This is a genomic window from Arthrobacter sp. GAS37 (assembly GCF_044908325.1).
Lineage (GTDB): Bacteria > Actinomycetota > Actinomycetes > Actinomycetales > Micrococcaceae > Arthrobacter > Arthrobacter ramosus.
The window spans coordinates 18444-40855 of the sequence record NZ_JBIYDB010000039.1 but is presented as its reverse complement, the minus strand read 5'-3'; the positions used below and the strand labels follow the sequence as shown (position 1 = coordinate 40855).

The 22412-nt window shown below is 63.8% G+C and carries 25 protein-coding genes; 8 read left to right on the top strand and 17 right to left on the bottom strand.

The annotated features are described in order from the left end of the window. Positions 1–398: 398 nt before the first annotated feature. Positions 399–1202: an IclR family transcriptional regulator gene (locus ABH924_RS20885; RefSeq protein WP_234753996.1), complete on the bottom strand. Its 804-nt coding sequence runs from the start codon at positions 1200–1202 to the stop codon at positions 399–401. Positions 1203–1501: 299 nt separating this feature from the next. On the opposite strand from ABH924_RS20885, the gene ABH924_RS20880 reads away from it, so the two are divergent. Beyond that, positions 1502–2974, top strand: a complete 1473-nt coding sequence (locus ABH924_RS20880; RefSeq protein WP_404501899.1) for an amino acid permease — start codon at positions 1502–1504, stop codon at positions 2972–2974. Positions 2975–3045: 71 nt separating this feature from the next. Beyond that, a complete protein-coding gene (locus ABH924_RS20875) occupies positions 3046–3681 on the top strand; it encodes a LysE family translocator (protein WP_404501897.1) in 636 nt (211 codons plus the stop codon). Between the two features lie 28 nt (positions 3682–3709). On the opposite strand, the gene ABH924_RS20870 is transcribed toward ABH924_RS20875, so the two are convergent. After that, positions 3710–4339, bottom strand: coding sequence for a hypothetical protein (locus tag ABH924_RS20870; protein ID WP_404501895.1), 630 nt, complete (start codon positions 4337–4339; stop codon positions 3710–3712). A 288-nt stretch (positions 4340–4627) separates the two neighbouring features. Here ABH924_RS20870 and ABH924_RS20865 point away from each other — a divergent pair, with 288 nt between their 5' ends. Both ABH924_RS20865 and ABH924_RS20860 read left to right on the top strand, forming a co-directional pair. Further along, positions 4628–4879 (top strand): hypothetical protein, encoded by a 252-nt coding sequence (locus tag ABH924_RS20865; protein WP_404501893.1) that lies wholly within the window; start codon positions 4628–4630, stop codon positions 4877–4879. A 2-nt stretch (positions 4880–4881) separates the two neighbouring features. Beyond that, on the top strand, positions 4882–5112 hold the full coding sequence (locus ABH924_RS20860; protein ID WP_404501905.1) for a helix-turn-helix domain-containing protein: 231 nt from the start codon (positions 4882–4884) through the stop codon (positions 5110–5112). Here the strand turns inward: ABH924_RS20860 and ABH924_RS20855 are convergent. From ABH924_RS20855 to ABH924_RS20820, 8 genes are all read right to left on the bottom strand, one after another. Beyond that, on the bottom strand, positions 5090–6100 hold the full coding sequence (locus ABH924_RS20855; protein WP_404501891.1) for a LacI family DNA-binding transcriptional regulator: 1011 nt from the start codon (positions 6098–6100) through the stop codon (positions 5090–5092). The two genes, ABH924_RS20860 and ABH924_RS20855, sit on opposite strands and share 23 nt — an antisense overlap. 121 nt (positions 6101–6221) lie before the next feature. Further along, entirely contained in the window at positions 6222–7127 is a 906-nt protein-coding gene (locus ABH924_RS20850; RefSeq protein ID WP_404501889.1) for a carbohydrate ABC transporter permease, read from the bottom strand. Continuing rightward, on the bottom strand, positions 7124–8005 hold the full coding sequence (locus ABH924_RS20845) for a carbohydrate ABC transporter permease (protein ID WP_059388447.1): 882 nt from the start codon (positions 8003–8005) through the stop codon (positions 7124–7126). The genes ABH924_RS20850 and ABH924_RS20845 overlap by 4 nt, the downstream gene beginning before the upstream one ends. A gap of 46 nt (positions 8006–8051) precedes the next feature. Further along, entirely contained in the window at positions 8052–9386 is a 1335-nt protein-coding gene (locus ABH924_RS20840; RefSeq protein ID WP_404501887.1) for an ABC transporter substrate-binding protein, read from the bottom strand. A 46-nt stretch (positions 9387–9432) separates the two neighbouring features. After that, positions 9433–10869, bottom strand: a complete 1437-nt coding sequence (locus ABH924_RS20835) for a glycoside hydrolase (RefSeq protein ID WP_404501885.1) — start codon at positions 10867–10869, stop codon at positions 9433–9435. Between the two features lie 163 nt (positions 10870–11032). Next, positions 11033–11569, bottom strand: coding sequence for a GGDEF domain-containing protein (locus ABH924_RS20830; RefSeq protein WP_376940517.1), 537 nt, complete (start codon positions 11567–11569; stop codon positions 11033–11035). A 651-nt stretch (positions 11570–12220) separates the two neighbouring features. Then, positions 12221–12964 (bottom strand): 3-hydroxybutyrate dehydrogenase, encoded by a 744-nt coding sequence (locus tag ABH924_RS20825; RefSeq protein ID WP_404501883.1) that lies wholly within the window; start codon positions 12962–12964, stop codon positions 12221–12223. Beyond that, complete coding sequence (locus ABH924_RS20820; protein ID WP_404501881.1) at positions 12961–14340, bottom strand: MFS transporter; 1380 nt, start codon at positions 14338–14340, stop codon at positions 12961–12963. The genes ABH924_RS20825 and ABH924_RS20820 overlap by 4 nt, the downstream gene beginning before the upstream one ends. 129 nt (positions 14341–14469) lie before the next feature. Between ABH924_RS20820 and ABH924_RS20815 the strand changes: the two genes are divergently transcribed. Continuing rightward, on the top strand, positions 14470–15366 hold the full coding sequence (locus tag ABH924_RS20815; protein ID WP_234754009.1) for a LysR family transcriptional regulator: 897 nt from the start codon (positions 14470–14472) through the stop codon (positions 15364–15366). A gap of 3 nt (positions 15367–15369) precedes the next feature. On the opposite strand, the gene ABH924_RS20810 is transcribed toward ABH924_RS20815, so the two are convergent. From ABH924_RS20810 to ABH924_RS20800, 3 genes are read right to left on the bottom strand one after another with little or no spacing between them, the layout of a single operon-like run. Then, entirely contained in the window at positions 15370–16260 is an 891-nt protein-coding gene (locus tag ABH924_RS20810) for a spermidine synthase (protein WP_404501879.1), read from the bottom strand. A gap of 56 nt (positions 16261–16316) precedes the next feature. Further along, a complete protein-coding gene (locus ABH924_RS20805) occupies positions 16317–16820 on the bottom strand; it encodes a GNAT family N-acetyltransferase (protein WP_404501877.1) in 504 nt (167 codons plus the stop codon). A gap of 15 nt (positions 16821–16835) precedes the next feature. After that, entirely contained in the window at positions 16836–17519 is a 684-nt protein-coding gene (locus ABH924_RS20800) for an O-methyltransferase (protein ID WP_404501875.1), read from the bottom strand. Positions 17520–17736: 217 nt separating this feature from the next. On the opposite strand from ABH924_RS20800, the gene ABH924_RS20795 reads away from it, so the two are divergent. Continuing rightward, entirely contained in the window at positions 17737–18723 is a 987-nt protein-coding gene (locus tag ABH924_RS20795) for an Abi family protein (RefSeq protein WP_404501873.1), read from the top strand. 120 nt (positions 18724–18843) lie between these two features. Here the strand turns inward: ABH924_RS20795 and ABH924_RS20790 are convergent, their stop codons facing one another. After that, positions 18844–19170 (bottom strand): thiamine-binding protein, encoded by a 327-nt coding sequence (locus tag ABH924_RS20790; protein WP_234754014.1) that lies wholly within the window; start codon positions 19168–19170, stop codon positions 18844–18846. A 70-nt stretch (positions 19171–19240) separates the two neighbouring features. Here ABH924_RS20790 and ABH924_RS20785 point away from each other — a divergent pair, with 70 nt between their 5' ends. After that, on the top strand, positions 19241–19861 hold the full coding sequence (locus ABH924_RS20785) for a TetR/AcrR family transcriptional regulator (protein ID WP_234754015.1): 621 nt from the start codon (positions 19241–19243) through the stop codon (positions 19859–19861). A 55-nt stretch (positions 19862–19916) separates the two neighbouring features. Here the strand turns inward: ABH924_RS20785 and ABH924_RS20780 are convergent, their stop codons facing one another. The 3 genes from ABH924_RS20780 to ABH924_RS20770 are packed head-to-tail and all read right to left on the bottom strand — an operon-like array spanning position 19917 to position 21468. Continuing rightward, the gene (locus tag ABH924_RS20780) at positions 19917–20228 is read right to left on the bottom strand and encodes an AzlD domain-containing protein (RefSeq protein WP_366178545.1); all 312 of its coding nucleotides are present in this window, start codon (positions 20226–20228) and stop codon (positions 19917–19919) included. Further along, entirely contained in the window at positions 20225–20977 is a 753-nt protein-coding gene (locus ABH924_RS20775) for an AzlC family ABC transporter permease (protein ID WP_404501870.1), read from the bottom strand. Before ABH924_RS20775 ends, ABH924_RS20780 begins: the two co-directional genes overlap by 4 nt. Next, positions 20974–21468, bottom strand: a complete 495-nt coding sequence (locus ABH924_RS20770; protein WP_234754018.1) for a hypothetical protein — start codon at positions 21466–21468, stop codon at positions 20974–20976. The genes ABH924_RS20775 and ABH924_RS20770 overlap by 4 nt, the downstream gene beginning before the upstream one ends. Positions 21469–21652: 184 nt before the next feature. Here ABH924_RS20770 and ABH924_RS20765 point away from each other — a divergent pair, with 184 nt between their 5' ends. Further along, a complete protein-coding gene (locus ABH924_RS20765; RefSeq protein WP_404501868.1) occupies positions 21653–22390 on the top strand; it encodes a fumarylacetoacetate hydrolase family protein in 738 nt (245 codons plus the stop codon). Positions 22391–22412: the final 22 nt, after the last annotated feature.

Sequence of the window (22412 nt, the reverse complement as noted above, 5' to 3'; positions counted from 1 at the left end):
AACGGCGCTTCGGTCTGCCAGCTCTTGGCGGTCAGCTCGGTGCCGCGGGCGGCCCGGACAGGACGGGCTCCGGTAGTGAAATCGGCGGGTGCCATGGTGACTCCTTCGTCTCTGGAGGTTGCTAGGTGGAAGTCCTTCTGTATCCAGTAGAGCCCCTCCGCAACCCTCTTGGAATGGCTTTATGGAGGGTGCTGTCCGGAATACCAGACTCAACTGATCCCCACCGCCACCCTCGCCTCGCAAGTCCCCACCGGCTCCCAGCCTTCGCAAGCTCAGGCAGGGACCCTCGCCGGCGGGGCCCCTCGGCCAGGGAACCCTGGCGGCGTGGGCCCGCGCAGTTATTGTCGTTATGAGCGTCCAAAACGACAACAACTGCGAGTTACTTGGGCGGGAGCGGGTTAGGAGGGGCGGCCGTGGATGCGGATCGACAATTCGTCCGCTGTTTTCTGGATTCGGGCGGCCAGTGCGGGCCATTCCTCAACCGGCACCTTGTCCTCGAGGAATGTCACGGCGACTGCCGCCGTCGGCCATCCCAAATGGTCGGTGACGGCGGCGGCCACCGAGCCGAAGCCTGGCGTGACTTCGCCGTGTTCGGTGGCGTAGCCGCGTTGCCGGACCTGGTCCAAATGCGAGGACAGGGCCGAGTACTTCATGATGGGCGATTCCATCTCGTGCCGGGCCGTAAAGGCGGCAGCATTCGGGTACAGGGCCCTGACCTGCGATTTCGGCAGTGCGGCAAGGATCGCGCGCCCGCTGGCGGTGAGGTGGCTGGGAAGCCGGACCCCGACGTCGGTCACGAGGGACGGGCGGTTCTTGGCCCTCTCCTCCACAATGTAGAGAACATCGCGGCCGTGCAGGACGGCCAAGTGCGCGCTCTCGCCGATCGCGTCCACAAGGGCTGCAAGCATGGGGCGGCCGAGCCGCGACAAAGGCTCTTGCCGCGAGTACGCCGAACTGAGTTCAAAGGCACTGATGCCCAGCCCGTAGCGCTGCTCCTCATGAAGGTGCAGGACGAAGCCGTTGGCCTCCATGACGCCAAGCAGGTGATAGACACTGGACCGTGGCAGGCCCAGCGCCGTGGCGATGTTGGACGCTGCCATCGGGCCACGCCGGGAAGCAAGCAACTTCAGGATGCGTAGGGTGTTCTCGGCGGCCGGGACCTTGGAAGCGGCCCGGCCTTGAGTGGACGGCTGTATGGTCATGGCTCCTCTTCGAGTGCACGATAATGCCCGGCTGGCCCCTTCTGCCACAAAGGCGGCTGGGCCGGTGTCCGGGATCCCGTACTTAAGCGTGCGCCCCCTGGAGTGGATCGGAAAGCCAATCAGAACATTAAGCTGTCTGGAATACCAGACATTTGCGAATAAGACGCCGAGTGATCAACCGCCTGGTGGCACAGCGTCTGAGAACCGAGACAACGATGTGCCGTGAGACCCATCACAGCCCGCTCCGGAATGGTCTGCTGGTTAACAGTCCCCCCTCCCAATGACGAGAAGGTATTCGTATGCAGCAAGCCCCAACAGCCGTCAGGACGCCAGCCGCCAAAGTCGTCGAAGGCGCGGTAACCACCGTTCTCAGCCGTGGCCTCAATGTCCGCCACATCCGCTTCATGGCCCTCGGTTCGGCCATCGGGACAGGCCTCTTCTACGGTTCCGCGTCTGCGATCCAAAAGGCCGGCCCGTCGGTTCTCTTCGCATACATGATCGGTGGCGCCGCCGTCTTCATGGTGATGCGCGTCCTCGGCGAAATGGCCGTCCGCCACCCCGTCTCCGGCTCGTTCGGCCAGTACGCCAGCCGCTACCTCGGACCACTGGCAGGGTTCATCACCGGGTGGACCTACGTCTTCGAAATGGCCATCGTGGCGATCGCGGACGTGACGGCGTTCAGTATCTACATGGGCTTCTGGTTCCCACAGGTGGACCGATGGATCTGGGTCCTGGCGATCATCCTCGTCCTTGGCGCCATGAACCTCCTCAGCGTGAAGGTCTTCGGGGAGCTTGAGTTTTGGTTCTCGCTCATCAAGGTGGTGGCGATCATCGCCATGATTGCGGGCGGTGCTGCGATCATCGTGTTCGGTTTCCACTCCGGCAATGGCGGCGCGGCACCGGGGCTGGGGAACCTCGTTGACCACGGCGGCCTGTTCCCGAACGGTTTCGGCGGGCTCTTGGCCTCGTTCGCCGTCGTCATGTTCGCCTTCGGCGGGATCGAAACGATCGGCATCACTGCAGGCGAAGCCGCCGACCCCAAGAAAGTCATTCCCCAGGCCGTCAACACTGTCCCGGTGCGCGTACTTCTGTTCTACGTCCTGACGCTCGGCGTGCTTATGAGCTTGTTCCCCTGGAATGAAATCGGGAACAACGGCAGCCCGTTTGTGCAGATCTTCAGCGGCCTCGGCATCCCCGCGGCGCCCCACATCCTCAACGCCGTGGTCATCACCTCTGCACTGTCAGCCATCAACAGCGACATTTTCGGCGCCGGACGCATCCTCTTCGGGCTTTCCCAGCAAGGACATGCTCCGAAGAGCTTCGGCAAGATCTCAAGGCACGGTGTTCCCTGGATGACCGTGGTCCTCATGGGCGGCATCCTGCTTGTGGGCGTTGTGCTCAACGCGGTAATCCCCGAGGACGTGTTCCTCGTGATCGCTTCCATCGCCACCTTCGCGACAGTGTGGGTGTGGGTCATGATCCTCGCCTCGCACGTCGCCATGAAGCGCGAGATCAAGCGCAAGGGGCTCCCGGCGTCGGAATTCGCGTCGCCGTGGTGGCCGGCAGCGTCCGTGTTGACCATCGCCTTCATGGCCTTGGTGATCGTCATCCTTGGCGTCTTCGAGGACACCCGCGTGGCTTTGTACGTAGGCGCCGTGTGGCTCGGACTGCTGGTGCTGGCCTACAAGCTGTGGGTTCGAGGTGGCGGCCGGGTGCGCGCCGAGCTCGTCGACGAAACAGCCTCGATCCCCGTGGTCGCCGACCGCTACTAGCGGACACCCCCGACGACGGCGGCCCGCCACTAACCATCGACCGTCACCGCAGGCCAGCGCTATCATCAGTCATGGTTCCGTTCACCAACCTCCTGGCGTTTGCGCTGGCCGCGCTGGTCCTCATCGCAGTCCCCGGTCCCAGCGTCCTGTTCGTGATTGGACGTTCGCTCGCCCTCGGCCGCAAAGGCGGACTCCTCAGCGTGCTCGGAGACGCCTTGGGGATGGTTCCGCAGATCACCGCAGTGGCGTTGGGGCTTGGTGCGGTCCTGGCGCAGTCGATCGTGCTGTTCACCATCATTAAGTTCGGCGGCGCAGCTTATCTGGTCTACCTCGGGGTGCAGGCGATCCGTCACCGCGGCGGGCGTTCGACGGCGGCCGGACCGGCGCCGTCGCGGTCTATGTGGCGGCTCATCCGCGAAGGCTTCATCGTGGGTGCGAGCAACCCGAAGTCGATCGTGTTCTTCGTGGCTGTGCTGCCCCAGTTCGTTGAATACTCCAATGGCAGCATTCCGTTGCAGCTCGCCGAACTCGGAGCTGTTTTCCTGGTGATCGCCCTGATCTCGGACAGTATCTGGGCCCTCGCAGCGGGCACGGCACGCCACTGGTTTGCCCGCTCCCCGCGGCGGATCTCCACCTTGGGCGCCACGGGCGGGGTCATGATGATCGGGCTCGGCGGGACCCTGGCGCTTACAGGCACCAAGTCTTAGCGCCTTAGAACCGGAGGCAACCGCGGACTCAGCCGGCAGGAAGCCAATCCACGTGCGAGTCCGAGTCGTAGACCCGGCAAACCCGCACGCTGTCCTGGGCAGGACCATCAACAAGCTTGGTGGTGATCTTCATGAGGATGTCGTGCGACGCCGCCGTTGACTGCACGGGGTTCCCGGAGAAGGCGATGGAGACCACAGTGAATGGCCGGGGCACCACCGTTCCGGTCACAATTGAGGAGTGGGCGGCATCGCTTTGCAGCCGGGCGGTGCAGCTGTCCTTGATGCGTTGGATCCCGGCCGCGTCGAGGCCCTGTGCTTCAGGAGCAGGCGCCGCGGGGGCCGGAGCTGGCGCAGCTGGCGCCGACACCGGGGCATCGGGCTTGGCAGTGCTCGCCGGGGCAGGGACCGGGGCCTGATTTGAAGGCGCAGCGCTGGCAGAAGCAGCGCTGGCGGAAGCGCTGGCGGCTTGCGCTGAAGCGGTGGCACCCGGCGTCTTGGTGGCACCAGGCGCCGAAGCCGCCGCGCTGACGGTGGCCGAAGGCGCGGCGCCGGCAATGGAGTTTGATGATGTCTGCGTGGCGTTGAGGGTGATCGCCCCCGCCAGTCCGACCGCCACCACGCCCGCAACGACGATTCCTGCTTTTGCCGCTCGTCGCATTGTTCCCCCCTCCCAGACCTGACGGAACATTTGCTTTGAGCGTAGGGACTGTTAACCCGGCCTGGCGTGCGTAGCCCCTACCCGTCTTTTGCGCGGACTACTCGGGTGACCACTTGCTTGCCCTGAGGTCTTTGTCCGAGTAGTGGGCCATGGGACTTGAGTGGCCCATGTGGCATAACGGGTAAAAGTCACTCATGTGTCTTGTGAGGTCGGCGTCTACCGTTGGAAGATCGCGACTGCAAAGGAGTGATTCCGATGTTCGATCCTTATTCGAGGCACGCTGCTCGGATGCGCAAGCAGCGCCGCCACGCGCTGGCTTCGCGACTTTGCCAGGTATTTTCGCGGGCAGCCAAGCAGGCCACAACGACTGCTTCACCTTTCAAAGTGGGCGACTACGTGGCTGGAGACGATCCCTTCAACGGGTCCCAGGAAGGCGTGGTGACGGTCATCAAAGGCTCATCGATTGGCTTGCGGACCGTCGTGCCAAAGGGTGGCGACGTGGTCTACTACGATTACCGCCAATTGAGGAGGCCGTGGTGAATATGTCCGCTGCCGGCATTCCAGCCAACCGCTTCATGACAATCGCCGAGGTTGCCGAGGCCCTGCGGGTATCCAGAATGACCGTCTACCGCCTCGTCAACTCGCACGCCATCCATGCGGTGCGGTTCGGGCGGTCATACCGCGTTCCGGAGTCGGCGGTGGAGTCCTACATTGAGCATTCCGCCGTGGACGAGGCTGAGCAGAATCCCCCTAAGGCAGCCGGGAACCAGTGAGGGTATTCGGTCCAACGGAGTCGCGTTCCACCGGCGGGCATTCAAGCTTTACCACCGGACTTCCCGCCGGTTCGTCGACGCCGAGGAGCAAGCGCACACCCGCGGCGCCGAGCTCGTAGTGCGGCAGCGCGACCGTGGACAGCGGCGGCCGCATGTGGGCGGCGATGACTTCCTGGTTGTCGAAACCCACCACGGCCATGTCATCGGGAATGGACAGCCCCTGTTGCTTCAGCCCGTCGTAGAGACCCATGGCCATACGGTCGTTGTAGCAGAAGACTGCCGTGACGTCCCGTTTGAGGAGTTCCTCGACTGCGCCGTAGCCGCCTTCCTGGTCAGGATATGCGTCGAACACGAGGTGCGGATCGAATGCGATTCCTGCAGATTCGAGCGCTTCCCGATAGCCCTGGAGGCGTCCGTCCTTCGCCGGGGCAGGAATCGTTGCGTTGATGAAGGCGATCCGCCGGTGACCCTTGCGCAAAAGTATTTCGGTGGCTTCCCGTCCGCCGTGGACTTCATCCGGCACCACGGCCAAGGCGTCGGAGTCCGGAGAGAAGCAGTTCACCAGCACGAAGTCTGTCTCTTGCAAGGCAGCGGGGATCTCAGTTGGGCGGTGGAACCAGGTGGAGTACAAGATGCCGCGAACCTTGTGTTCGAGCATCATTGAGATAGCGTCTTTTTCCACGGGCGCGTCGCCCTCGGTGTTGGCGACCAGGAGCACGAATCCGTGTTTCCAAGCTTCGTCCTGGGCGCCGTGGATGATTTGCCCCGCAAAGGGGGTCGTGGCGATCGCGTCAGCGACGAGGCCAATGAACCGTGAACTGCCGCTCACGAGGTTCTTCGCGAGGGCGTTCGGGCGGTACCCCAGTTCGCGGATGGTGTCCAGGACGCGTTTGCGGGTCCCGGCGCCGATCCTGGCGTCTTTCTTGTTGTTGACGACGAGGGAAACCGTAGCAACGGAGACTCCAGCCCCTTCCGCCACCTCCCGCATCGTGACCGGATGACTCGTCCTCGGAGTCGCCGGTGGATGCGAGGGGTTAACCTCGGGTTCTCTCAAGCTTTTTTCAGACGTCATTGGCCCTCCCCCCACAGTCTATCCAGTGGCCGCGTCCTCATCCCTTCGTGGCCCCGCTCTCGAGGCCTTGGATCATCGCCTTGTTGAGGACAAGGAACACGAGCAGCAAAGGAGTGATGGTGATGCAGACAGCGGCGAACGTTGCAGTCCAGTCGACCTTGCCCATTGCTCCGATATAGTTCTGCAGCCCCAAGGGGATGGTCTTGAGCCCTTCGGAAAGTACGAACGTGTTCGCGAAGATGAAGTCGTTCCAGATGAAGATGCTGTTCACCAGGACCACTGTCACTACCGTATTGGTCGAGAGCGGAAGGGTGATCAGCCCGAAGATCCGGTACGGGCCGGCGCCGTCCAGGGAAGCTGCCTCATAGGTCTCGCGGGGAATGTATTCAAAGAATGACGAGAAGAGGTAGATCGACATGGGAAGGGCGAACCCCGCCAAGGGGATGATCATCGATTGGTAGGTGTCCAGCAGGTTCACGGACGAGTAGTCGATGAACAGCGGCACAAGCGCGATCTGCACCGGCACGATGATGCCGATCAGGAAGAGGCCACGGACGAATTTGCTGAACCGGAATCCGAGGACCTGCAACGCATACGCCGCCATCATCCCCAGCAGGACGATCAGGAGGTTGGCACCCATCGTGACGATGAAACTGTTCAAGATGTTCTGGCCGAGGTTGCCGGTCTGGAACGCGCGGGCGTAGTTGTCGAAGCTGATGGAACTCGGCAATGCGAAGGGATCACCCGTGGCGAAGTCGTGCTCGTTGCGCAGGCTCGTGAGGAACAGCCAGGCCAGGGGGTAGACCTGCACGACGACGATGAGGACGATCAGCACCCTGGACAAGCTTCGGAAGACGTTTGGCTTGCGCCGCCGACGTCGGGGATCCGGGCTGCTTGGCGGGGCAGGGATCGGCCGGGTAACCGGGGCTGTTTGCGCGGTCATGCGTCAGCCTTTCGCTTGAGCATGAGCAAGATGAATCCGACGGCGACGAGGCACTCGACCACGATGAACACCGAGATGGTGCTGGCGTAGCCAAAGTCGGTGCTGGTGAACGCGGTTTTGTACATGTAGGTCGTCAGGAGCTCCGAGGACTGGCCAGGGCCGCCGTTCGTCATGAGGTAGGGGATATCGAATCCGCGCAGGCCGTAGGTTGTGGCCATGATGGTGGTGGTGATCCACACGGGCCGGATGTGGGGGAACCTGATCTTGGTGAACAGCTGCCATCGGTTGGCGCCGTCCAGGCGTGCGGCCTCTTCAAGTTCCTGCGGTACGGCAAGCAGCGCGGCGTAGATGATGAGCATGTAGAGCCCCGTGAACCGCCAACCTTCGGGTGCCGATACTGCCGCGAGGACAGTATTGACGTCCGAAAGCCAGGGGCGCTCAAGGCTGCCTAGACCGATCCAGCCGAGGACTTGGTTGAGGAGCCCCACCGGATCGATCGAGTAGATGCGTACGAAGAGGAAGGCGATGGCCACCGTCGAGATCACCGCAGGCAGGAGATACAGGGTTTTGACGAGCTCGCGGCCTCTTCGCAGCGAGGTCAGGAGGCTGGCGACGAACAATGCGCCGCCCAATTGGAGGACGAGGCAGATGGCGAGGTAGCCGAGGGCGTTGAAGAAGGAACGCCAGAACACGCCGTCACCAGTGAGCATGTGCACGTAATTCGCGAAGCCCACGAACTCCATGTCACTGATGCCGTTCCAAGAGAAGAAGCTGAGGAACAGCGATTGCAATATCGGGAACAGCACCGCGACGCCGTAGAGAAGCAGCGGCGGGAGCAGGAAGACCAAGACCGAGAGTCGTGATCGATTGGGAAGCATGGGAGTGCCTTTCGGGTGGGGGGCCTGGGCCCCCCACCGCTGCGTGTTATTTGAAGAACTTGGGAGCGTTCTGCGCGATGGTGCTATCCATCGTGCTGGTGAACTCGGCAGGCTTGACATTGCCCTGGGCCAAAAGCACGAGCTCTTGTTGCAGCCTGCTGTTGGTGGTCGGATCAAGCTGCGTGTCCCACGGCATCGCGAGCTTCGATCCGAGATCCTTCGCCTGGTCGATCGCCTTCTTGTACAGTGGCGTGGCGTTGGCTGGAATCGTCGTCTGGACGTTCGTCGTCGGCGAGAGCGCGCCTGTGGCCGCGTACTCCGAGGGGTACTTGGCGAGGGCGAACTTCAGGAAGTCGCTCACGAGCGGGTCAAAGGTCTTTGAGTTGACCGCCATGCCGATCCCGGAGGTTGCGACGTACTCGTTGGCGGCCGTCGCGGAACTTGGCGTGGCCGGAAGCGTGAAGTAGTCGACGTCGTTACGCACCGCCGGATTCAGCTTGTCGGTCGCAAGGCTGGGCAGTTCCCAGGTGCCGATGTTGTACATGGCGGCCTTGCCGGAGGTGAAGAGGTTCTGGGCGTCAGAGTAGCCCTGCGACGAGAATCCGTCCTGGAAGCAACCGGCCCCTCCGAGCTGGCTTATCCAGTTGACTGTCTTTTGGCCGGTGGCGTCGCTGAACTTCGCGTCACCCTTCTTGAGCTTCTGCACGAAGTCGGGTCCGGCGTCGCGGAAGGGCTGGTACGAGACGTAGCGCTCAAGCGGCCACTGGTCCTGGCCGTCAAGAGCGAGGGGCGTAATGCCGGCCTTGCGGAGGGCCGTGCACATCGCGGGGATATCGTCGAGTGACTTCGGCACTGATACTCCAGCCTGCTGGAAGAGAGCCTTGTTGTACCAAAAGTACTCGAGCTCGAACTGGAACGGGATCATGTAGAGGGATCCGTCGTCGAAGCGTTGGTAATTCAGTGCGTTCGTCCGGTACGTGTCGTAGACACCGAGGTCTTTGAGCAGCTTCTCGGCATCGACCATCTTGCCCTGCTTGGCGAGTTGTTGGGCGAAGGGTGTGGCGTCCGTGTCGAACAACTCCGGAAGCTTGTTCGCGGCGGCGAGGGTTTCGTACTTCTGGATGTACGAGGGCCGGTCAGGTGTCGTAATCAGGTTGAGGGAAAAGCCAGGATGTGTCTGGGCGTACTCGTCGGCCACCTTTTTCATGACGTTGATGACTGCACCGTCAGCCGGCCGGGACAGAAGCCACGAGATTTGCCGCGGTTTGATGTCTCCGGTGGGGTTGACGTTGGCTGCGGGATTTCCGCCGCCGCTGCCACATGCGGCGAGGGCGAGGGTGACGGCCGCTGCTACGGCGGCTGTTCGCATGAGTTTCTTCATGGGGGAAAATCTCCTTTGATTTGAACGGAGGTCTGGCGCTGGGTATTTAGTTGTCTGTGCGCTTACGTATCTCAAGGTCCGTGAGAGCGATGGTGCCTTCACCGGCGAAAACGCCGATCCGGCCGTCCGGTAGCCCGTAGATCCGGGTGCTCAAGGCGACCTGCCGGTCGACGACGGCGACACAGAGGTCCCCGTCCACGACAAGTTCGAGGGTGTGTTCTCCGGGGACGAGCTCGCAGGGGCGTTCCAGTTCGATCTCGAAGGGGACGTCCCCTGAGACGTGCCATTGCGCGTCGCCGTTGATTTCGCGGGGCCATCGGTCAAACACCAGGCGGCCGCGCTTCGGTTCCAGGCGGATGATGTAGGAATCGTCTCCGTCCGCGCTTGAGCGGAGCAGCAAGCCGCATTCGGTGGTATCGGGTTCTATCTGCAGCACCGCCCGGGCGTAGAACTGCCGCGGGAGGACCTCATCGGACACCATGGCCGTGTACCCGTCGGGAGCATGCAGCGCCACCGGAAGGGCGCTGCCGAAGGTTACCGGGATGTCGTCCCAGAAGCTCTCGACAAGCTCGTCGGCGAAGGAAAACGCGAGGGTGCCGTCGTCGTTCTGGCGGGCCTCGAGGACGGACATCGTACCCGCCCACTGCCAGGCGCCGTCGTCGCGGTTGTCCTCCTTGCTGGCGATCCAGCCGAAGAAGAACCGGCGGCCATCCCGCTCGGCCGTCTTCGAGGCATAGAAGGCGCGGCCGTCAACGGTGTCCCGAGTCGGCACGATCCATGGCCCATCGGGACTTTTCGCCATGCGGTAGCGGGTGGTGAAGGACTCGGAGAATTCCGAATAGACCAGGTACCACCAGTCACCCCAGGCGAAAACGTCCGGGCATTCGTGCGTGATGTACCGGCGGGGATCCCAGAACGGCTCGGCATGCTCCCAATCCATCAAGTTCGGGGAGACGCATTGGGCGATCACTCCGCGCCGGCGCTCCGGACCGTCCGCGTGCCGAGCTGCGAGCAGCATCCGCCACAAACCGCTTGCCTCGTCCTTGAAGACGAACGGATCTCGCCAGTCGCCGGATTCGTAGCCGGCCGGGGCGCCGAAGGTCAGCTCCGGATGTTTCACCCAGCTCAGCATTCCGTCCGTGCTCGTGGCATGCATGACGAGTTGCAGCGGGGTCCCGTCGGAGCCGAGGTGCCGAGGATTCTGTCCCGTGTAGAACAGGTGGTGTATTCCGGACGCGTCGCGCACAACGCTTCCCGTGTATGCATTGAAGTCCGCCTCGCCCTCCCCGCCATGACGCAGCGAGACTCCATGGTCCTCGAACCGGGTGAGATCCTTGGTGGTCACGAGGTTCCAGGACGTTCCCGGCTTCGGGTCGCTCCGCACCTCGTGCAGATAGAAAAGCCAAAACTCCCCGTCTTTCTGGAACGGGATCACGTCTCCGACCCAGCCATCGGCGGGTTGGAAGAAGACTGAGTAAGTCATCGGCGTTGATGTCCATTTCTGCTAAAGCGTTTGATCACTGCAAGCGTAACCGAGGTCACACTTTTGATCAAGCGTTTAAGCAGATTGTTTTAACGGACTGATCCGAACGCTGCGGAATCGGCTCAGCGGTGCGGGAGTTAACGCACGACGACTGGGTACGCAGCTAGGCAGTTGCGCAGACCGCGCGGTTCCGTCCAAGGGACTTGGCCTGGTACAGGGCTTTGTCGGCGGCCACGATCATGTGGGCCACCTCGGCGTTGGCGAGGGTGCTGGGGGCGATGCCATAGCTCACCGTGGGGAAGGTGACGCCGTCCGGTGGTTCTGCCGAGGCCAAACGGCGGCTGATTTCGTTGGCAATGATTTCTGCACTCTCCAGGTCGGCCCCTGGAAGCAGGATGGTGAATTCCTCTCCGCCGTACCTCCCGACGAGGTCTGTGTGGCGGACCGAGGCCTGACACGCGGCGGCGAAGGCCTGGATGGCCGTGTCGCCCGCGGCGTGGCCATGACTGTCATTGAGGGCCTTGAAATGGTCGAGGTCGGCGAGGATCAAGGTGCAGATCGATCCCGCAGAGTGCAGCCTGCTCATTTCCTGGGTGGCCAGCTCCATGAAGGCGGTGCGGTTGAGGAGCCCCGTCAGACCGTCCCGGGTGGCGCGTTCGTTGAGCCCGTTGATGAGCTGCTCGTTGCTCAGCGCAGTCATGCTGAAGGACACGGTGACGAGAAGCACGATAGTGACCACACTGGTGGTTGCCGAGCTGAGATAGGTACCGAAATCCGGACCGTCGGGTCCCTCCACGACGTAGGCGATCCCCCGGCAGAAGAAGAACGACGCCAGCACTCCTGCGGCGAGCGCCAAGGAGCGGTGGGCCTGTGAAACGCTGGGCTTCAACCGCCAGAGTTCAACTGTTGCCAACCCCATGCCCAAGGACATCATGGCCAAATACACCAGGCCACCGGACCATGCGTTGGTGGCCGGACTCTCCAGCGAGGCGGCCACAGCTGTGGCGACGGGTCCGGCGAGGAGCTGCCATCGCGGTGTCGGAAGCAAGCGCAGAGAACGCGAGCCCGCCCACACGCTGAACGCCCCGGCCACCAGCAAAGCGTTGCCGAGGGGACCCGCCCAGACTTGCTGGGAAGTCCCCGTGAGCAGGTACGCCATGTTCCCCGAGAGCAGGAAAACGAGGGCGAGACACCACCACCCGCTGTACGCGGAGCGGGTCCGGCGGAACGATCCGAAAAACAGCAGGCAGAGCGTAAACGCGACGATGCCCAAAGCTATCTTCAAGCTGGCCGGATCGAGACCCATATTCGCTCCCCTCGTGCGCACCAGCCTACGACATCGAGGGGGTAATTAGCGGGCGGACCAGCCCCCGTCCATCGTGTAGCTGGCCCCGGTGACCATACCGGCGTCGTCGGACGCTATCCACGCGGCCAGCGACGCGACTTCCTCCGGCTCCACGAGGCGTTTCACCGCGGACTCCGTCAGCATGACCTTCGCCAGGACCTCCGATTCGGGGATGCCGTGCAGCAGTGCCTGGTCCGCGATCTGCTTCTCGACGAGGGGCGTACGCACGTACCCCGGATTGATGCAGTTGGAGGTGACCCCGTGCTGGCCGCCCTCGAGGGCCGTCACTTTGCTGAGCCCCTCGAGCCCATGCTTGGCCGAGACATACGCGCTCTTGAATGCCGACGCCCGCAGCCCGTGGACCGAGGAAATGTTGATGATCCGGCCGAATCCGTTGGCGTACATGTGCGGGAGTGCGGCCCGGATGAGCAGGAAAGGGCCCTCGAGCATGAGGGTCAGGATGCGGCGGAAGTCTGCCGGTTCGAACTCCTCGATGGGGGCAACCTTCTGGATGCCGGCATTGTTGACGAGGATGTCGCAATCCAGGCTGAGTCCGGCGAGCGCCTCCGTGTCGAGCAGGTCGACGGCCCAGGCGGTGCCGCCCAGCTTGTCGGCGAGTGCCGCAGCTCCGGCAGCATCGACGTCGGCCACCACAACTTTCGCGCCCCGCGCGGCGAGGGCCGTGGCACATGCTGCCCCGATGCCGCTCGCCCCGCCGGTGACCAGGGCCTTGCGGCCCTCGAGGGTCATGCGCGGGCACCCATGGGGAGGCCGTGGCGAACGGCGTCGGCGTTGTCAACGTCTTCCAGCGCCACCCCGCGGGTCTCCTTGAGCGTCAGGACGACGACGGCGGTGATGGCGCAAGCGATCACCAGGTAGTTGGCGGTGGGCATCCAGGATCCGGTGTCCTTGAGCCACTGGGTCGCCAGCAGCGGGGCCAGCGAACCGGCGAAGATTGAGGTGACCTGCGAGCCAAGGGAGACGCCCGAGTAGCGCATGCGGGTGGGGAAGAGCTCGGTCATGATGGCCGGCTGCCCTGCGTACATGAAGGCGTGCAGGCAGAGGCCGATGGTCACGGCGGCGACGATCACCACGGGGTTCTTGGTGTCGAACATGGGGAAGGCGAAGAACGGCCAGGTGGCACCGCTGATGGCACCGATCAGGTAAACCGGCTTGCGCCCCCAGGTGTCTGCCAGCCGGCCGATCTGCGGTATGACGATGAAGTGGACAACGTGTGCGATCAGCAGGGCGAGCAGCAAGGAGGAGGTGTCGTACTTGTCCACGCTCTTGAGGTACACGATGGAGAAGCTCACCACGAGGTAGTACATGATGTTCTCGGCCAACCTCAGTCCCATGGCCTGGAGGATGCCCTTGGGGTACTTGCGGATGACCTCGCCGACGCCGTAGCTGATGGTTTGTTCCTTCTCCACCTGGGCCTTCGCCTCGAGGAAGATCGGGGACTCGGTCACGTGGGTGCGGATGTAGTAGCCCACGAAGACGATCACTGCGGAGAGCCAGAAGGCCACGCGCCATCCCCAGCCGAGGAATGCTGCGCTGCTGAGGGTGGTGGACATGATGAACAGGACGAGCGTGGCCAGGAGGTTGCCGACGGGAACCGCCGCCTGCGGCCAGCTTGACCAGAATCCGCGGGACTCCTTGGGGCTGTGTTCCGCCACCAGCAGCACCGCGCCACCCCATTCGCCACCCAGCGCGAAGCCCTGGACAAAGCGGAGCGCCACGAGCATGGCCGGCGCCCAGTAACCGAGGTCGGCGAAGCCGGGGAGGCAGCCCATGAGGAAGGTGGATACGCCGACAATCACGATGGTGAGCTGCAGCGTGGGTTTACGGCCGAGCCTGTCACCGATCTGGCCGAAGACGATGCCGCCCAGGGGCCGGGCCACAAAGCCTACCGCGTAGGTCAGGAATGCCTGGATGATGCCGTCAAGGTCGTTGCCGGTGGGCGGGAAGAAGTACTTGCCGAAAACCAGCGTTGCGGCGGTGGCGTAGAGGAAGAATTCGTACCATTCCACCACGGTGCCCACCATCGAGGCTGCGACGATTTTCTTGAGTCCCGTGCCTTTACCGGTCGCGGCGGCCCCTGCTGCGGAGCGTTGTCCTACGCTCATGTCCATCTCCTTAGTGTCCACACTGACACGTGCTGTGATCCACAACACGAAATGCTCCAATGAGTATTGCTGCACATTACTTCTGCTTCAATAACCAAAAAGGCACCAAGTGTGTGCAGAATTGCAGATATGAATCCGAATCCCGATGACCTCCTGGTCCTCCTCGCGGTGTCACGCTCAGGTAAGTTCACGACGGCGGCCCAAGCCTTGGGGCTGAACCACACCACCGTTTCCCGCAGGATCGCCGCACTCGAGAAGGCGCTCGGCGGCCGGGTCCTCGCGCGGGCGGCAGGCGGCTGGGAAGTCACGGAGCTGGGAGCCGAGGCCGTGGCAGTGGCGGAACGGATCGAAGCGGCGGTGGGCGCGCTGGGACCGGAAGACCGCGCGCCGGACCCGATTGCCGGCGTCGTGCGCATGACCGCAACTGACGGTTTCAGCGCTTACATCGCGGCACCGGCAGTGGCGCGCTTGCGGCGATCGCATCCCGGCCTCACCGTGGAGATCATCACCGTGACCCGGCGGGCGCTCCAGCAGCGTTCCGGCCTGGACGTCGAGGTGGTGGTGGGCGAACCCCAGGTGCACCGGGCCGAGGCTGTGCTGCTGGGCGAGTACATGCTGGGAATGTATGCCTCGCGCGAGTACCTGGCTTTTCACGGCGTGCCCGGCACCGTGGAAGAGCTGACAAGGCATCAGTTGGTCTATTTCGTGGACTCCATGCTGCAAGTGGACGACCTCGATGCCCCTCGCCGGTTGGTCCCCTCCATGCGCGACGGCTTGAGCTCCACCAACGTCTTCGTCCATGTAGAAGCGACGCGCGCCGGCGCCGGCATCGGCTTCCTGCCGTGCTTCATGGCGGACCGGCACCCGGACCTGGTGCGGCTGCTGCCGTCGGATTTCGCGGAGCTGCTCCCCTACTGGATGGTCCTGCGGCCGGACTCGATGCGCCGCCCCGCTGTTGCCGCCGTCGTGCACGCCTTGCAGGAGGAGACTGCCGCCCACCGCGAGCTACTGCTGGCGCGCCGCTGAGCGTCAGGCGGCTGGCCGCGGGTCGTGCCGGATCTGGGCACCGACGGCGAATGCCCGGACCTTGGCGTCGTTCCAGATATGCGCGGGCACCGCCCCGCCGAGGAGCTTCCGTGCCAGTTGGGGATCGTCGCCGAAGGGCTCGTGGCTGCCGGCCATGATCATGTTTCCGTATCGCCGACCCTTGAGCATCGCGGGGTCGGCAATGATCATGGTGTGCGCGAAGGTATCTGCGATGGTGGCGGCGTCTTCGCGGGCGTTCTTGAGGTCCGGAGCATCTCCGGAATTCACGACGTAGATCCCGCCCGGAGCCAGCACCCTTTGCGCGTGATCGTTGAATTCGCGGGTTGTGAGCGCCCTCGGAGTGAAAGCGCCGGCAAAGACGTCCCGGATGATGAGGTCGCGGGTGTCCGGAGTGAGGCCTTCCGTGACTTCCCTGGCTTCTCCCACACGGATTCGAAGCAACGGGGCCTTCGGGAGATCGAACCAGCCGCGCACGTATTCGGCCAGCTTGCCGTCGAGCTCCACCACCACTTGGCGTGCATCCGGGTAGGCGGAGTGGAAGTACCGGGCGAGGGAACATGCTCCGCCGCCGAGGTGCAAGGCACGAAGCTTCGGCTTGGACTCGGGCGGCCATTTGGATTCCACCAGGGCCGCAATCCAGCGCATGTACTCGAAGTCCAGGAACAACGGCTCTGCCACATCGATGTGCGAGCTCATGACGCCGTTGATCTTCAGGAGCCAGCCGTTGGAGTTGTCCGGGTCGGCAACGAGTTCGCAGTCGCCGGTATCGATGTAGTAGACGCCCTCCACGGGACCGTTCGGCTTCGTGCCCGCGGGCACCTCAATAACCCCGGCAGCTTGCCCGGCGCCCCTGCCCTTGCCACGCTTCGCCACTACAGCCGCCCTCTTCCGGTCATGCTTCAACCCTAGTTGACGCCGCTGCCTTGCGGTCAGCCCCCGACGGCGGCACGCACCATCCGGATCTCCGGCAGTTCGTACCAGTCCGGCGGCAATAGCTGGCGTGTACCGTCAGCCCGGAATCCGTTCTTGCGATAGAAAGCCTGGGCCCGCGGATTGTCTTCAAGCACCCACAGGCAGGCGGCAGCGTTGCCGATAACGGCGTCGACCAATGCTTGCCCCACGCCCAAACCGTGCACGCGCCGCAAGGTGTAGATCATCTGCAATTCCAGCTCGCATGGCCGGTCCTCATCGCGGGCCTGACCGGCAGAAGCGATGCCCACCAAGGCACCGTCAGCATCATGGGCGAGCATCGGCCTGTACGAGCCCGCCAACCCTTCCCGCTGCCTCTCGATCCGCGTGTTGATGGTGGCCTCGCGGGAGGCGAAGAACTCCTCGGGCAAGAGGTGTCCGTAGCTTTCCCGCCAGGCAGCCAAGTGCATGCGTGTCAGGGGCTCTACGTCGTCCACCGTTGCGGGACGGAGGGTAAATTCCATGCGCACAGCCTAGCGTCACACCACCCGGGCTATCGCGAAGCCGTCCCATCCTTTGGATCCAACTGTCTGGATTGCCGTCGCGTCGAGGCGCGGATCCTTTCCCATCATCTCCAGTGCCCCCACGATGCCCGGAGCGTTCACCTCGTCCATGGAAGGATCCAGGATGGCGCCCTCCCAGATGACGTTGTCCATCACGATCACCGTGCCCGGCCTCCCGAGCCGGATGGCCCAGTCCAGGTAGTTGGAATCGTTTTCCTTGTCGGCGTCAATGAAGACGAAGTCGAACGGGCCGTCCCGCATGGGCTCGTCGGCCAGCGCCGCAAGTGTCTCCAATGCCGGGCCGATCCGGATGTCTACTTTGTGGCCGATCCCGGCCATGTCCACGTTCGCCCGGGCGATTTCAGCGTGTTTCGGGAGGTATTCGCAGGTGACCAGCCGGCCGTCGTCGGGCAGTCCCTGGGCCATCCAGATCGCGCTGAAGCCGGCCAAGGTACCGATTTCCAGCACGCGCCGCGCACCGGACAGCTGCACGAGCATCTTGAGCAGCTTGCCGGCGTTGGGTGCAACTTCGATAGGCGGCATCCCGGCGTCGAGGGCGGACTGCACCGCGTGTTTGAGAGCGGCGTTCGGGCGGACGACGGCGCTGGACAAGTATTCCTCGACGGCCACCCAGTCAGGCTGGGCCTTGTGTTCAAACATGGCCCCAGTCTGGCACCGGGCGCGGGGCGGAGGGAAGGACCAGCTCACAGGGAGAGCTACTCGCTGGTTCCGCGCCGGGGCTATAACAACATTTGTTATACGGAGGTACATCTTGTTGGCTCGGTGACCGTGCTACACTTGCCGCACTACATCCCCCACGCCTCTCCACGATGCGCACTTGGGGGATTTTCTTTGCCACGGGCCAAGAGGAGTGCCGATGTCCCGACCACCGCGTCCACGCGGCCGGTTCAGCTACAACAAGCCGCCGATGACGCTCGACGAGCTCGTCGGCCGACTCTCCGAGCGGGGGCTGCGGATCCCCGATGCCAGCAGGGCCGCCAGGTACCTGCGGCATATCGGCTACTACCGGCTCTCGCCATACACGATTCCCTTCCAGCAGGGGCGGCCCGATCACCTCTTCCGCGAAGAGACTGCGTTCGACGACGTGCTCGACCTCTACGTCTTCGACCGCGCGCTCCGGCTGCTGGTCATGGATGCGCTGGAGCGCGTCGAGGTCGCCGTGCGCGCGGCGCTCACTGACCACATGTCGACAGCGTACGGGGATCCGCACTGGTACGTGGACCCAGCGCGGTTCCAGCACCGCGACAGGCACGCGGGGCTGCTGCGGATCGTCAGAGACACGTGCGCGGAGCGGCTGCGCGGATCGCCGGATGCGGGCGAGGACTCGCTTGTCCATCGCTCGGCTCTCGAGCACTACCTGACAACCTACGGCTCGCCCGACCTGCCGCCCTCCTGGCTCATGGTGGAGACGCTGACCATCGGCCAACTGACCAGTGTGTACCGCAACCTGGGTCTGCGCTCTGATCGGACCGCAGTCGCGAGGAGCATCGGCCTAACTGCACCGGTGCTGGAGTCTTGGCTGCAGAGCTATGTCCGCCTCCGGAACATCTGCGCGCACCACGGGCGGCTGTGGAACGTCGGCCTCGGTGTCTACCCCGCGATCCCGACCTCGCCCGCAGTCTCGTGGCTGAGGGGTGAGGACGCCCTGCCGGAGCGGTCGAGGAAGCGCCTCTATCCCGTCCTCGTCTCGCCGCAGTCCGTGCTCGACGCGGTATCACCGCGCAGCAGCTGGGCGCGACGCCTCCACAGTCTCGTCAGCGCCCGCCCGCGGATGAACCTCGCGGGGATGGGCGTGCCCGAAAACTGGGCGCAGGACGCCTTCTGGTCCCGGCACATTTCCTAACGCGGAGACCGACGTGCAGAACGTCGTGGACCCGTGACGGACTGCACCTTGCTAGCGACGATGTCTACCGCGCATCTGTTTGGTTTGCGGTGGCGTCCAGATCTCCAAGCACGTCAGGGACTATTCGCCCGCCTCATCGATCGCACGCTCCAGCCGCTCGACTTTACCTGTGAGTTCCCCTGTGTATCCCGGCCGGATATCCGCCTTGATCACCAAGGAAACGCGGTTCCCGTACTTACCCACGGCCTCGGTGGCGCGCTTGACGACGTCGAACACCTCATCCCACTCGCCCTCGATGGTGGTGAACATCGAGTCCGTCTGGTTGGGGAGCCCGGAATCGCGGACGATCTTCACGGCCTCGGCAACGGCGTCGTGCACCGAGCCATCAACGGATACGGCGCCAGCAGCGGGCTGGCCGGACGGGGCAACTGAAAAGGCAAGCAACATGAATCCAGTCTTTCACGGGCAAGAATGTCACAAAAGTGATTGGAGCCCCTCCGTTGCTACTGTGAGCAGCATGGACCGGCCCTTGGAACGCAAGCCACTTAGAGCTGATGCTGCGCGCAATGTAGACAAGATCATCACGGCAGCCCGCCAGTGCTTCCGTGAGCTGGGCCCGGAGGTTCCCCTGCAGACAATCGCCACCACCGCAGGTGTTGGCCCGGCTACCTTGTTCCGGAACTTCGCTGACAAGGAACAACTCGTTTTGGCCGCCCTGTCGCGGCAACTCAGGCTTCATGTGGACCCGGTCGTGGAAGATGCCCTCGCTGGGATGGATGCCGCCGTCGGGCTCATCAACGTGATCGACGCCGTGGTGCAGGTTGCCAGCGAAGACGCGAACCTGTTGGGCGCCGTCGCCGGACGCCGCGGACTCCTGGTGGGCATCACAGGCGGCTTGATCGATTCCATGGCTGAACTGCTCACCCGCGGCCAGGGCCAGGGTTCGCTGCGGCGGGACATCTCCATTGAGGACATGGTGCGCCTTGTTGCCATGCTGATCGGCGCCGTGGACACCATGGAGCCGGGGTCCCGCGCTTGGGAACGGCCGGTTGCCTTGCTTGAGGACGCCATCCGCACCGAACGACCGTCGCGCCCGCTGCCACAGCAGACCCCCATCCCCGGGATGACTTTCCAGTAACCAGCGCACGACGGCGTTGCTCGCCGCGGCGACGGTTGGAACCGCGCGTGGTGGTTCAGCGCCAGCCGAGCAGCCGCAGGCAGGCGGCAGCCGCCGATCCGACGATGACCACCACAAGGAACGGGGCTCGGAGCCACAGCGCGACGGCCCCCGCTGCCAGCGCACCGAGCCGGGCGTCGAAGGCCAGGGACTGACCGGATGCCACCGCGTTGACGACGGTCAGGGACGCCAGCAGGCCGATGGTCATCGTGCCGGCCACGCGCATCATCCGGGGACTCCGCAGCAGTTTCGCCGGCACGAAATATCCAGAAAGCTTGGTGAGGTACGCCAGTCCGCAGGCGATGAGGATCCAGAGCCAGAGGTTCATTCGGCGTTCCTTTCGCGGCTGGCACGGTCCGCGTTTGAATGACCGTGCGGGTAGGGATCGACGTCGGGCTCCATGCCTTCGTCACTGCGTCCGTGGCTGAACCAGCCGATGGCCCCGGCCACGACGGCGGCCACGAGGATGGGCACGCCCGCTGGAACGAACGGGACCGCAATGATGGTTGCCAGAGCAGCTGCTGCGGCGATCGCCCAGGGTTCACGGCCCTTGAGCCGAGGCCAGAGCAGGCCCAGGAACGCTGCCACGGCGGCGCCGTCGAGCCCCCACTGCTTGGGATCGCCCAAGGCGTCGCCGGCCAGGGCGCCGACAGCTGTGAAAATGTTCCACAGCACGAAAATGCCGAGTCCGGCGGTCCAGAAGCCACGGCGCTGTTCGTCGGGATCACTTTGTCCCGAGGCAGTGGCCGTCGATTCGTCGATGGTGATGTGGGCTTGCGGGTACTTGAGCCAACCGCTGGGGCGCAATAGTGCATTCATCTGCATCCCGTAGATGCCATTGCGCAAGCCCAACAGCGCGGCCGCGGTCATGGCCGCAATGCCGGAACCGCCGCCGGCCACGACGCCGATGAAGGCGAACTGCGAGCCGCCGCTGAACATGAGCAGGCTGAACGCCATGGTCTGCCAGAAACTGAACCCGGAGGCGGAGGCCAACGCCCCGAATGAGATGCCGTAGAGGCCCGTTGCGATGCTGATGGAGAGGCCCACCTTCACCGCCGGGGATTCGAGGAGTTTCATACGCCCCGTTTCGCTCCAGCCAAGCTCCATGCCCACAGGATCAAGGGGATCTGCAAAGGTAGGCGCACGGTATGAATCCGCCGCGCGGATGCAGTCCCGGCGGGAGAATATGCGCGGCGGAGCGCATCCACGTGTCCGGCCAGGAATGCCGTGAACATCAGCGCGGTGCCGCGGGCCGCGGCTTTGCGCGTGGCAGGAATGAGGAGCCCGACGGCGGCAGCCGCCTCAAGCAGTCCGCTCACCGCGATCCATTCCTCCCGGGACATGACCGCCAAGGCGCCGTTCCGCGGTGCGGCTGCCTTGGCCTTGTCTTGGCGGACGTCGAGTTCGGCGTCTCCGACCGCATAGTCCTCGCGGCACAGATAGTCCGGGACGACCGGAGCGAAGAATTCCGGCTGCTGAAAGTGCTTCCTGGCGCTCACGAGTAACAGTGCACTCATGGCCGCCGCGGAGATTGTCTGGGTTGTCCGGGCGGACCATGAAAAAGGCATGTATTCATGCAACCACAGCCCTGCCCGGCGCGGTAACCGGAGTACTGCTGGGCAGAGCGTAGGCAACTCCTTGCCGTTCAAAATACTGGACTAAGTTCAGTATGATGTATCTTTTTCTTTAGGCCGTGCCTGGCACCGCCACAGCCATCGTCCCCCCGCAACAAGAAATTCAACGAGGAGTTCCATGCGCATCGCCCGACTACAGACCCCTTCCGGCCCAACGCACGCCGTCCTGCGCAATGGAAGCTGGGACCACATCGAGGATCCCTTTGCCGAAGTTCTTTCTTTCACCGGAGAATCCAGTTCCGCGGAGGAAGCCGAGTTCCTCGCCCCGGTCCGGCCATCCGTGGTGCTCGGAATCGGGCACAACCTGGGCAACAACAACCACGTGCTGCCCATCCAGGCCTGGCATAAGTCGGTCCACAGCATCGCCGGCCCCGGTGACGACATCGTGGCCGCCCGCAACGCGGGCACGGTAAACGTGGAAGGCGAGTTGGCCGCCGTCATCGGAAAGCGGGCGGACAAGCTCACGGCTGAAAACGCCTTGAGTCACCTCCTGGGCTACACCGTGGTCAACGACGTCACCAACGTGGATCAAAACCAGGTCGACGAAAAGCTCTTCCAAGGCAAGTCCGGCACCAACTACACGCCACTGGGACCGTGGATCGAGACCGAGATCGAGAACCCGGACAACGTCAGCACCGAGGTTGTAGTCAATGGCGAGGTCAAGGCCCGGTCCGGCTCCTTCAACCTGCCGTCCTCCATCACGGATTGCCTCGTCTACGTCACCGAATGGCTGACCCTGGAGCCGGGAGACATCGTCATGACGGGAGCTCCGAACACCTTCGTGGCTGTTCAGCCCGGCGACCGGGTGGACATCACGCTGGGCGGCATCGGAACCCTCAGCAACACGGTCATCTGACCAGCAGTTGTTGTCGTTATCA

Coding starts and splice junctions, on each gene's coding strand:
- ABH924_RS20885 (WP_234753996.1), bottom strand. CDS start 1,202: ATGACCATACAGCCGTCCACTCAAGGCCGGGCCGCTTCCAAGGTCCCG.
- ABH924_RS20880 (WP_404501899.1), top strand. CDS start 1,502: ATGCAGCAAGCCCCAACAGCCGTCAGGACGCCAGCCGCCAAAGTCGTC.
- ABH924_RS20875 (WP_404501897.1), top strand. CDS start 3,046: ATGGTTCCGTTCACCAACCTCCTGGCGTTTGCGCTGGCCGCGCTGGTC.
- ABH924_RS20870 (WP_404501895.1), bottom strand. CDS start 4,339: ATGCGACGAGCGGCAAAAGCAGGAATCGTCGTTGCGGGCGTGGTGGCG.
- ABH924_RS20865 (WP_404501893.1), top strand. CDS start 4,628: ATGCGCAAGCAGCGCCGCCACGCGCTGGCTTCGCGACTTTGCCAGGTA.
- ABH924_RS20860 (WP_404501905.1), top strand. CDS start 4,882: ATGTCCGCTGCCGGCATTCCAGCCAACCGCTTCATGACAATCGCCGAG.
- ABH924_RS20855 (WP_404501891.1), bottom strand. CDS start 6,100: ATGCGGGAGGTGGCGGAAGGGGCTGGAGTCTCCGTTGCTACGGTTTCC.
- ABH924_RS20850 (WP_404501889.1), bottom strand. CDS start 7,127: ATGACCGCGCAAACAGCCCCGGTTACCCGGCCGATCCCTGCCCCGCCA.
- ABH924_RS20845 (WP_059388447.1), bottom strand. CDS start 8,005: ATGCTTCCCAATCGATCACGACTCTCGGTCTTGGTCTTCCTGCTCCCG.
- ABH924_RS20840 (WP_404501887.1), bottom strand. CDS start 9,386: ATGAAGAAACTCATGCGAACAGCCGCCGTAGCAGCGGCCGTCACCCTC.
- ABH924_RS20835 (WP_404501885.1), bottom strand. CDS start 10,869: ATGACTTACTCAGTCTTCTTCCAACCCGCCGATGGCTGGGTCGGAGAC.
- ABH924_RS20830 (WP_376940517.1), bottom strand. CDS start 11,569: ATGACTGCGCTGAGCAACGAGCAGCTCATCAACGGGCTCAACGAACGC.
- ABH924_RS20825 (WP_404501883.1), bottom strand. CDS start 12,964: ATGACCCTCGAGGGCCGCAAGGCCCTGGTCACCGGCGGGGCGAGCGGC.
- ABH924_RS20820 (WP_404501881.1), bottom strand. CDS start 14,340: ATGAGCGTAGGACAACGCTCCGCAGCAGGGGCCGCCGCGACCGGTAAA.
- ABH924_RS20815 (WP_234754009.1), top strand. CDS start 14,470: ATGAATCCGAATCCCGATGACCTCCTGGTCCTCCTCGCGGTGTCACGC.
- ABH924_RS20805 (WP_404501877.1), bottom strand. CDS start 16,820: ATGGAATTTACCCTCCGTCCCGCAACGGTGGACGACGTAGAGCCCCTG.
- ABH924_RS20800 (WP_404501875.1), bottom strand. CDS start 17,519: ATGTTTGAACACAAGGCCCAGCCTGACTGGGTGGCCGTCGAGGAATAC.
- ABH924_RS20795 (WP_404501873.1), top strand. CDS start 17,737: ATGTCCCGACCACCGCGTCCACGCGGCCGGTTCAGCTACAACAAGCCG.
- ABH924_RS20790 (WP_234754014.1), bottom strand. CDS start 19,170: ATGTTGCTTGCCTTTTCAGTTGCCCCGTCCGGCCAGCCCGCTGCTGGC.
- ABH924_RS20785 (WP_234754015.1), top strand. CDS start 19,241: ATGGACCGGCCCTTGGAACGCAAGCCACTTAGAGCTGATGCTGCGCGC.
- ABH924_RS20780 (WP_366178545.1), bottom strand. CDS start 20,228: ATGAACCTCTGGCTCTGGATCCTCATCGCCTGCGGACTGGCGTACCTC.
- ABH924_RS20775 (WP_404501870.1), bottom strand. CDS start 20,977: ATGAAACTCCTCGAATCCCCGGCGGTGAAGGTGGGCCTCTCCATCAGC.
- ABH924_RS20770 (WP_234754018.1), bottom strand. CDS start 21,468: ATGCCTTTTTCATGGTCCGCCCGGACAACCCAGACAATCTCCGCGGCG.
- ABH924_RS20765 (WP_404501868.1), top strand. CDS start 21,653: ATGCGCATCGCCCGACTACAGACCCCTTCCGGCCCAACGCACGCCGTC.